Below are 8993 nucleotides of genomic sequence, written 5' to 3' on the forward strand. Positions count from 1 at the left end.
ACGTCTCGCAAGGTTCCGCCAATGATGATCTAGCGGCGCTTCTTTGCCTTGCCGGCGAAAGGATTGTCCGAGGTGCGCAAGGCGATGCGGATCGGCACGCCGGGCATGTCGAAAGCCTCGCGCAGGCTGTTCGAGAGATAGCGGACGTAGGATTGCGGCATCGCATCCGGCCGTGAGCAGGAGACGACGAAGCCGGGCGGCCGCGTCTTGGCCTGCGTGACATATTTGATCTTCAGCCGGCGCCCGGCGACGGCGGGCGGCGGATGATGCGCCAGGATGCCTTCCAGCCAGCGGTTGAGCTTGCCGGTCGACACACGGCTGTTCCAAACTCGATGCGTCCTGATGACGGCATCCATCAGCTTGTCGAGGCCACGCCCGGTCTCGGCCGACACCGGCACCGCCTGCATGCCGCGCGCCTGCGGCAGCAGCCGCTCGGTTTTTTCGCGCAGCTCGGCCAGCAACTCCTGGGGATGGTCGACAAGGTCCCATTTGTTGAAGGCGATCACCGGGGCACGGCCCTCGCGGATGATCAGGTCGGCGATCTGCAGATCCTGCTTCTCGAAGGGAATGGTGGCGTCGAGCACGATGATGACGATTTCGGCAAACCGGATGGCGCGCAAGCCGTCCTGCACCGACATCACTTCGAGCTTCTCGTGGATCCTGGCCTTGCGGCGCATGCCGGCGGTGTCGAACAATTTTAAGCGGCGGCCATGCCAGTCCCAGTCGACCGAGATGGAATCGCGAGTGATGCCGGCCTCAGGGCCGGTCAACAGCCGCTCCTCGCCGATTAGTGCGTTGATCAGCGTCGACTTGCCGGCGTTGGGGCGGCCGACGACGGCGATGCGCATCGGCTTGGTGTCGTCATAGCTCGGCTCGGCGTCCGGGTCGGTGATGTCCTCGCCGATCAGCACCTCGCTGGCGGCGACCTCATCCTCGCCGGCCTCTTCGTCCTCGCCGAAGGCGCGCGCCTCGCCAAGTGCTGCGATCACCGCGTCGCGCAAATCGGGCAGCCCCTGGCCGTGTTCGGCCGAGACCGGGATCGGTTCGCCAAGGCCGAGCTCCCAGGCCTCCAGCATGCCGCCCTGGGCGCCGCGCGCCTCAGCCTTGTTGGCAACGACGACAACCGGCTTGCCGGACTTGCGCACGATCTCGGCGAACGTCTTGTCGTCGGGCATCAGCCCGGACTTGGCATCGATCGTAAAAAAGATCAGGTCGGCCTCGCGGATGGCGATCTCGGTCTGGGCGCGCATGCGGCCGGGCAGCGTCGAGGCAGCCGCATCCTCGAAGCCGGCGGTGTCGATGACGTCGAAATGCAGGTCGTAGAGTTTTGCGGCATGGACGCGGCGATCGCGGGTAACGCCGGGCGTATCATCGACAAGCGCCAGCTTCCTTCCCACCAGCCGATTGAAAAGGGTCGATTTGCCGACGTTAGGCCGGCCGATGATGGCGACTTTGAAGGTCATGGACTATCACGACACGCCGCCCGAGCCGCGGATCAGCTCGGACATCAAAGTCGCCCGCTCACGCGTGTTGCGCGGGGCGCCATCATCCGCGGCGATCTGGTCGAACAGCTTCAATGCATCGGCCGCCTTGCCTTCCTTCCAGGCGGCAAGGCCAAGCGCCTCGCGCGCCGTATGGCGCAGCGTGTTGGTGTCGGCGGTGAGCGCCTCGACGCGGCTGGAGACATCGGCGAAAGAGCCGTGGTCGACAAGAAGCAGCGCTGCCCTGAGACGAGCCATGTCGCGAATGCCCGAGGGGATCTTGGTGTCGGCGGCGACCTCGTCGAAATCCTTGACGGCGGCGTCGACGTCGCCCTTGTCCGCCTTGACGGTTGCCGCGCGCATGCGGGCGAGCAGCGGATAGGCGCCGTAGCCGTCCTTCTCCAACGCCTCCAGAGCGGCAAGCGCCTCGTCGTTCTTGCCGTCATTGGCGAGCTTGAGCGCCTGCGAAAAAGCATCGCCCGAGCGGTTGGCGCGGGTCTCGTCCCAATAGCGGTAGCCGACGACAGCAGCAGTGCCGAGCACCACCAGCACGGCCAGCACAAGCAAGGCGGGACCGAAACGATCCCACAGCGCATGCGCCTGGTCGCGACGAATCTCTTCGTTGACTTCGCGGATAAAACTGTCGTCCGACATGGATCAAAACCATTCATGCCCCGGCCGGGGCGGTTGATGAGCCCGCGTTTTAGCGAAATTTTGCCGGTATGGAAGGGGTTCGGCAGGAAAATCGCCTATTCACGAGGCAGTCGCCGCCAACGGCGGCCGCACAGGTCGATCCTACCCGTGCCATATTTCACCGGTAGGCGTCGCTTCTACATTCCTTGATCCGGTCAGATGCCTTTGCCCCGTTTGTCCCGCGTTGTTGCGTTTTCGATTGCCGCGCTTACTACCGGCGCGGCTTTTGCCGACCCGCCGGCGGCGCCGGCAAAACCGAAGCAGATCGTCATCATCTCATTCGACAGCGCCCGCGACATTTCGCAGTGGCAGCGCAGCCGGGCGCTGGCCCGGCGCACAGGCGCGCATTTCACCTATTTCGTCTCCTGCGTGTTCCTGCTGTCGCCGCAGACACGCAAGGAATACACCGCGCCCGGCAAGACAGAAGGCAGATCGAATATCGGCTTCGCCGCCTCCAAACAGGAAGTCGCCGACCGGCTCGAGCAGATCAACCACGCCGCCTCGGAAGGCCACGACATCGGCAGCCATGGCTGCGGCCATTTCGATGGCAAGGACTGGAGCAAAGCCGACTGGCTAAGCGAGTTCGGCTCGTTCAAGCATATTCTCGAAAACGCCTATTCGATCAACGGCATCGCACCCGAACCAACGGGCTGGCGCGATTTCGTGCGCAAGTCGGTGGTCGGGTTCCGCGCGCCTTATTTGTCGGCAAACAAGGCGCTCTACGAGGCGCTGCCCGCGGCCGGTTTCCTGCTCGACGCAAGCGGCGTCTCGCGTGGGCCGGTCGAGCCGCCGACCGTCAACGGCATCACGCGCTTTTCGCTGCCGCAGATCCCGGAAGGGCCGAGCTCAAGGCGGGTGATCGCCATGGATTACAATCTCTATGTCAGACATTCCGGCGGCTTCGAGCGGCCGAGCATGGCAGAAGAGTTCGCCGGCCGGACCTATCACGCGTTCCGCGCCGCCTTCGATGCGCAATATCAGGGCAAGCGCATTCCGCTGGAGCTCGGCTTCCACTTCACGCTGATGAATGACGGCGCCTACTGGAACGCGCTGGAGCGCTTTGCCGGCGAGGTCTGCGTCAAGGCGGACGTCGAGTGCATCAGTTTTCGCGATTATGTATCGCGGCGAGGCGAAAGGCAGGCGGCGGTGGGCGGCTGAGCCCAGTGCTCGCCGCTGCCCCATCTCAGCTTGCCGGCTGATCCTCCGGACGCAAGCCGGCTTGCTCACGTTCGAGATAACGCTGGTCGATTTCGGGCAGTGGCTCGCCCTCGAGCGTCGCCTCGAAGGCGCGCAGGCGCTTGTAGATCGAGATCAGTTCCACGACCGTCGGCCAGGCATTGACCAGATACTGAAATGAAGATCGGACCTGCTCAAAGGAGTTGAGAATCTGGTTCAGAGCGCCGAGCTTGATCTTTCCCGCGACCATCGTAGGAACAAGAACAATATATGGAAATATATTGTCGATCTGTAGATAGAATATTCTAGCGACGTTAAAATATAAGTAGTGGAAGTATTTACGAAAATAGATGCTTCTTACACTTCTAAAAAGGTCAGCGACAGTTGGCGGTTGGGCGCGATCTGCATCGTCCTCACCATAGACCAATTCTTTGCGGTAGGCTGCCTCGACACGTTGGGTGCGGAATTCGAGACCCGGCAGTTTGATTCCTACCGCAGCTAAGAAAGTAGTTCCGAAGGCCGACCAAAGGATTGCTACAACGACCAGGGAGTAAGGCACCGTGCCGACAATCGGCAGTTCCGTGACGTTTTCAGAGAGATGCAGCAGCACGGGAAGGAACGCTATCAGTGTCATGATGGACCCGACTAAGCTTACGCCCAGATCCTCCATCGTGCTGGAGAAGCGCATCGTGTCTTCTTGAACACGCTGGGACGCACCTTCGATGCGCCTCAATCTTTCCCAGTTGGTCATGTAGTATTCGTTCATTGCGGTGCGCCAACGAAATATCCAATGACTTACAAAAAACCGGTTGAGGGCGCCAACGGTCACAGCCAGAAGCGCAATCCACATGATTGTCAGCAGTTGGATATAGAAGTCCCACGGCGTCGTAGAGTACGGTGTGCCTAAAGCCTTCTGAATAAGATCGTAGAAAGGGCCATACCAGTCATTGAAGGCGACATTTACCTGCACCTGGTAATAGATCACAAAGAGAATCAGTGAGGTGCCAAGGATCGACCAATTCCGCCATGGATGAGGTCGGTACCAGGCCCAAAAGCCGTAGAAGATGAGGACGACAGCCGCAAAATATATATAGAACCAGAGAAATGGCTTCGACCAAAAGAGCGACACGCCAATGATCTTGTCGACGCCGGCGGCCATCGGGGGCAGTCCAAACACTGCTCCAAGTTGCTCTCCTCCAAAAAACCAAAACAGAACGGCCGCGAGGCTCCAGACGGCGACCGAACTGAAGAACAGCTTCGGCTGCGGAAAAAACGATACGAACACTGTGGCGAAATCCTCGGTCGATGCGCAAATCAGCGGGTTCAGCGGGCATAAAGTCACACATTAGCGGGAAAGAAAATGCCCGTGCCCAACGCCCGGCGCCGAGCAAGACCATAATCATGGCGATTTTGGCGCAGCCGACCAGGCGATCGCACCCGAGGCGAGCAGGACGGTGGCGGCCACGATCGAGGCGAGGAAAAAGTTACCCGAGGCCTGCGCAAGCAGCCCGGCGACGATCGGGCCGATGATCTGGCCAAGGCCGAAGGCGGCCGTCATGATCGCCAGCATCCGGCGTGGTGCTTGCGGGACCAGCTGCCGCCCGGTCTGCAGGCCAAGCGCGGTGAGGGCGATGAAGGTGCCGCCGACAAGAAGGCCGCCGGGCAGCGGCCCGGTGCGCCCGCCCATGACGACACTGGCGCTGACGCCGACCACCTCGACCAGGCATCCCAAGGCATAGGTGGCATAAAGCCCGATCCTGGCCGCGAGCTTCTGCCACAGCCAGACCGAGGGGAAACCGGCAAGGCCGGTGACCATCCAGACCACGGCCTCGAAGACGCGGCCGCCGCCGCCCTGGCGGACGATGGCGACCAGGAACGTCGCCGTGACGATGTAGCCGAAGCCGAACAGGCCGTAGGCGACAATGATCTTCACCAGCGACGGGTTTTTTGGCAGTGCCGGCTCGGGCCCGGCAACGCTGTTCGCGGTCGAGGTGCCGGCAGCCAGCAACGCGACGACGGCAAAGCCGCAGGCCGAAATCACCGCCGACCACAGCCACCCCGCCGCCCAGCCGGCGTGTTCGGTGACGAGGAGCGCCAACAGCGCCGAGGATGCCGCGATGCCGAGGCCGACACCGCCGAAATACAGCGCCTGCAGGTCGTTTCGCCCCGTCGCGGCGAGATGACCGAAAACGATGCTGGTCATGAAGACCAGCACGAAGGCGCTGGCGAGGCCGGCAAGAAAGCGGATGACGAGAAAGGCGGGCATGGTACCGGTCAGGCCCATCAGGCCGGCGAGGATCGCGGTGGCGGCAAGGCCGGCCAGCATCAGCTGGCGCTCGCGGCCTTGCGCCCAGCCGCCGGTGGCGGCAAGCGCGCCGACGAGGTAGCCGAGATAATTGGCCGATGCGATCCAGCCGGCATCGGCCGGCGACAGGCCGAGCTCTTCCATCATGCCGGGCAGGATCGGCGTATAGACGAAGCGGCCGATGCCCATGGCGACGGCCAGGGCAATCATGCCGGCGATTGCCAGGCGCAAAGGCGAAGCGATGTTCATCGCGGTGCACAATAGGTGCGCCTGCCGGTGAGACAATCCGCCTTTTATTGGGCCAGAAGGGCTGCGCAGCCGCGTCGGCGGCCGGCTCACCTGAAGTGCTTCGTTCAGGAGACTCAGCCGCAGCAGGTTCTTGTCGAGGCCGTCTCGAAGCGAGTGCGCCGCGCGGTCAGCCTGAACGGCATGTCGGCGAGTTCGCGCTCCGACATGCTGTCGAGCACCGGATGCGACAGCGGATCGGTCACCCAGCTGGTGGCCTCGCTGTCATGCCAGTGTGGCTGCGTTCCGATCGGGGAAAAGGCGCCGAGCCATGACAAAATCTTCATCAGATTGCCTCCTCACTCTGAGTAGCCCACTTAGAATCCGGCATCCGGCAGTCTGGCAATTGAGATTTCAGCCGTTCGAGTTTAGAAAAACTGTATGGCTATGCTGAACCGCGTCCACCTCAACGGCTTACGCGCCGTCGAAGCCGTCGCGCGCCTGGGCTCGCTCGCGGCGGCGGCCAGCGAGCTCAACGTCTCGGTCAGCGCCGTTAGCCAGCAGATCAACCGAACAGAAAAACAACTCGGCCGGGCGCTGTTCGAACGAACGCCGGCTGGCCTGGTGGCGACGGAATTCGGCACCGTCTTTACCGCGCGGCTCAGCGCCGGGTTTCGCGAACTCGCACAGGCGGTGGCGCTTGCCGATGAAAGCTCGGAGTGCACGCTGGTGGTTTCGGTGGCGCCGGCTTTCGCCTCGAAATGGCTGCTGCCGCGGCTGTCGCGGCATTTTGCCCGCCATCCGAACGTGCTCCTGCGCATCGATGCCTCGGTGCGGCTTGCCGATCTCGATCGTTCGGACATCGACGTCGCCATTCGGCTCGGCGACGGCAAATGGCCGGGCGGGCGGGCCGAATTGCTGCTGGCGCAGGAGGTGTTTCCGGTCTGTGCACCGGTGATCGCCAGCAAGCTGAAATCGATCGAGGACCTTGCTTTGACCTGTGCGATCACCGACGAAAGATCGATGATCAGTTGGGAGAGCTGGTTCGAAGCGGCCGGGGTGAAGCCGGTCACCTTCATGAAAGGCGCGCGCTTCACCGACCCGATGCTGTGCCTGGAATCGGCGATTGCCGGCCACGGCGTTATGCTCGGCTGGCAGTTGCTGGCCGCCGACGCGCTGGCCGACGGCCGTCTCGTTGCGCCGTTCGGCATACGCGCCCAGAGCGGCCTCGGCTATTGGCTGGTGACCTCGGCCAGCAAGAGCGAAAGCCGTAAGGTCAGGGATTTCAAGATCTGGGTGCTCGAAGAGATCGAGGCGACGATGGCGCAGTTCAGATCGCTCGAGAGCGCGCGCTAAACCTGCCGGCACATCACAGTGGAAAGGTCGGCAGCGCCGGTCTATGTAAGAAACAGTCCCCAATCACGGCAGGCAGGATCATGACCACACATTCGCGCGGCGTTTCCGCAAGCATCGACCCGGTGAAGCTCGACAGGCTGGCGGAGGTCGCCGTCAAGGTCGGGCTGCAATTGCAGCCGGGGCAGGATCTGGTGCTGACCTCGTCTATTGCCGCGCTGCCTTTGACGCGGCGGATCGTCGAGCACGCCTACAAGGCAGGCGCGGGCCTGGTGACGCCGATCTTCAACGACGATGAGATCACTCTCGCGCGCTTCCGCTACGGCGCCGACGCCGGCTTCGACCGCGCCGCCGGCTGGCTCTATGAAGGCATGGCAAAAGCCTTCGCCAACAATGCGGCGAGGCTTGCCGTGCGCGGCGAGGATCCGTCGCTGCTTTCGGCGCAGGACCCGGCAAAGGTGGCGCGTGCCAACAAGGCGAATTCGATGGCTTACCAGCCGGCGCTGGAGAGGATCACCGGCTTCGACATCAACTGGAACATCGTCGCTTATCCCGATCAGGCCTGGGCCAAGCAGGTTTTCCCGGACGACGCCGAAGACGTCGCGGTGGCCAAGCTCGCCGACGCCATCTTTGCCGCCTCGCGCGTGGATGTCGAAGACCCGATCGGCAATTGGACGGCGCACAATGCGGCGTTGAAGAGCCGCACCGAATGGCTGAACGGCCACAATTTCCACGCGCTGCATTTCACCGGCCCCGGCACCGACCTGACCGTCGGGCTGGCCAACGGCCACGAGTGGATGGGCGGCGCCTCGACCGCCAAGAACGGCATCACCTGCAACCCCAACATCCCGACCGAAGAGGTTTTCACCACGCCGCATGCAAGGCGCGTCGAAGGCCATGTCACCAGCACCAAGCCGCTGTCCTACCAGGGTACCCTGATCGACGGCATTGCGGTGCGTTTCGCGGCGGGCCGCATTGTCGAGGCCAAGGCCACGAAGGGCGAGGATGTGCTGCAAAAGGTGCTCGATACCGACGAAGGCTCGCGCCGTCTCGGCGAGGTGGCGCTTGTGCCGCATTCCTCGCCGATCGCCAAGAGCGGGCTGCTGTTTTTCAACACGCTGTTCGACGAGAACGCCGCCTGCCACATCGCGCTCGGCCAGTGCTATTCGAAGTGCTTCGTCGACGGCGCCTCGCTCGGCCAGGACGAGATCGCGGCGCGGGGCGGCAACAAGAGTTTCATCCACATCGACTGGATGATCGGCTCGGATAAGATCGACATAGACGGCGTCCATAAGGACGGCAGCCGCGTGCCGGTGATGCGCAAGGGCGAGTGGGTTTAGGCCCGGGATCTCTAAACGAAGGCCAGCAAGCAGCGGCGCCTGCTGGCCCATGCGGAGTTGGCAATGGAGCTCGCGGTCAAGCGCATCTATGAGCCGCCGGCGCCCGATGACGGGCAGCGGGTGCTGGTGGATCGCATATGGCCTCGCGGCGTCCGCAAAGAGGACGCGGCGCTGACGCTATGGCTAAAGGACATCGCGCCGAGCAATGCGTTGCGCAAATGGTTCGGCCATGAGCCGGCGCGCTGGGCGGAGTTCCAGCGGCGATACCGCGATGAGCTCGACCGGAACGGCGAGTCGGTGGCGGAACTACGTGCCTTGCTCCGTGAAGGCAAGGTGACGCTGCTCTACGGCGCCCATGACGACGCGCACAACAATGCGGTGGCACTGGCGAGCTATTTGCGTGGGATCAATTAGTCACGC

The 8993-nt window shown here is 63.0% G+C and carries 9 protein-coding genes; 4 read left to right on the forward strand and 5 right to left on the reverse strand.

The annotated features are described in order from the left end of the window. Window positions 1-29: 29 nt before the first annotated feature. Window positions 30-1463, reverse strand: coding sequence for a ribosome biogenesis GTPase Der (der, locus tag NKJ91_RS32710; RefSeq protein WP_352458795.1), 1434 nt, complete (start codon window positions 1461-1463; stop codon window positions 30-32). A 6-nt stretch (window positions 1464-1469) separates the two neighbouring features. Continuing rightward, on the reverse strand, window positions 1470-2135 hold the full coding sequence (locus NKJ91_RS32715) for a tetratricopeptide repeat protein (protein WP_023674063.1): 666 nt from the start codon (window positions 2133-2135) through the stop codon (window positions 1470-1472). Window positions 2136-2339: 204 nt separating this feature from the next. Between NKJ91_RS32715 and NKJ91_RS32720 the strand changes: the two genes are divergently transcribed. Continuing rightward, a complete protein-coding gene (locus NKJ91_RS32720) occupies window positions 2340-3332 on the forward strand; it encodes a polysaccharide deacetylase family protein (RefSeq protein ID WP_352458801.1) in 993 nt (330 codons plus the stop codon). Window positions 3333-3357: 25 nt separating this feature from the next. On the opposite strand, the gene sbmA is transcribed toward NKJ91_RS32720, so the two are convergent. The 3 genes from sbmA to NKJ91_RS32735 form a co-directional block, all read right to left on the reverse strand. Further along, on the reverse strand, window positions 3358-4635 hold the full coding sequence (gene sbmA, locus NKJ91_RS32725) for a peptide antibiotic transporter SbmA (protein WP_031211034.1): 1278 nt from the start codon (window positions 4633-4635) through the stop codon (window positions 3358-3360). Between the two features lie 114 nt (window positions 4636-4749). Next, a complete protein-coding gene (locus NKJ91_RS32730; RefSeq protein ID WP_352458796.1) occupies window positions 4750-5904 on the reverse strand; it encodes a YbfB/YjiJ family MFS transporter in 1155 nt (384 codons plus the stop codon). Window positions 5905-6017: 113 nt separating this feature from the next. After that, window positions 6018-6227, reverse strand: a complete 210-nt coding sequence (locus NKJ91_RS32735; RefSeq protein ID WP_352458797.1) for a hypothetical protein — start codon at window positions 6225-6227, stop codon at window positions 6018-6020. Between the two features lie 94 nt (window positions 6228-6321). On the opposite strand from NKJ91_RS32735, the gene NKJ91_RS32740 reads away from it, so the two are divergent. The 3 genes from NKJ91_RS32740 (at window position 6322) to NKJ91_RS32750 (ending at window position 8987) form a co-directional block, all read left to right on the forward strand. After that, window positions 6322-7236 (forward strand): LysR substrate-binding domain-containing protein, encoded by a 915-nt coding sequence (locus tag NKJ91_RS32740; RefSeq protein ID WP_352458798.1) that lies wholly within the window; start codon window positions 6322-6324, stop codon window positions 7234-7236. 80 nt (window positions 7237-7316) lie between these two features. Continuing rightward, entirely contained in the window at window positions 7317-8573 is a 1257-nt protein-coding gene (locus NKJ91_RS32745) for an aminopeptidase (RefSeq protein WP_352458799.1), read from the forward strand. Between the two features lie 57 nt (window positions 8574-8630). Continuing rightward, window positions 8631-8987: a DUF488 domain-containing protein gene (locus NKJ91_RS32750; protein ID WP_352458800.1), complete on the forward strand. Its 357-nt coding sequence runs from the start codon at window positions 8631-8633 to the stop codon at window positions 8985-8987. Window positions 8988-8993: the final 6 nt, after the last annotated feature.

It is taken from the genome of Mesorhizobium sp. M0040 (assembly GCF_040323505.1).
GTDB lineage: Bacteria > Pseudomonadota > Alphaproteobacteria > Rhizobiales > Rhizobiaceae > Mesorhizobium.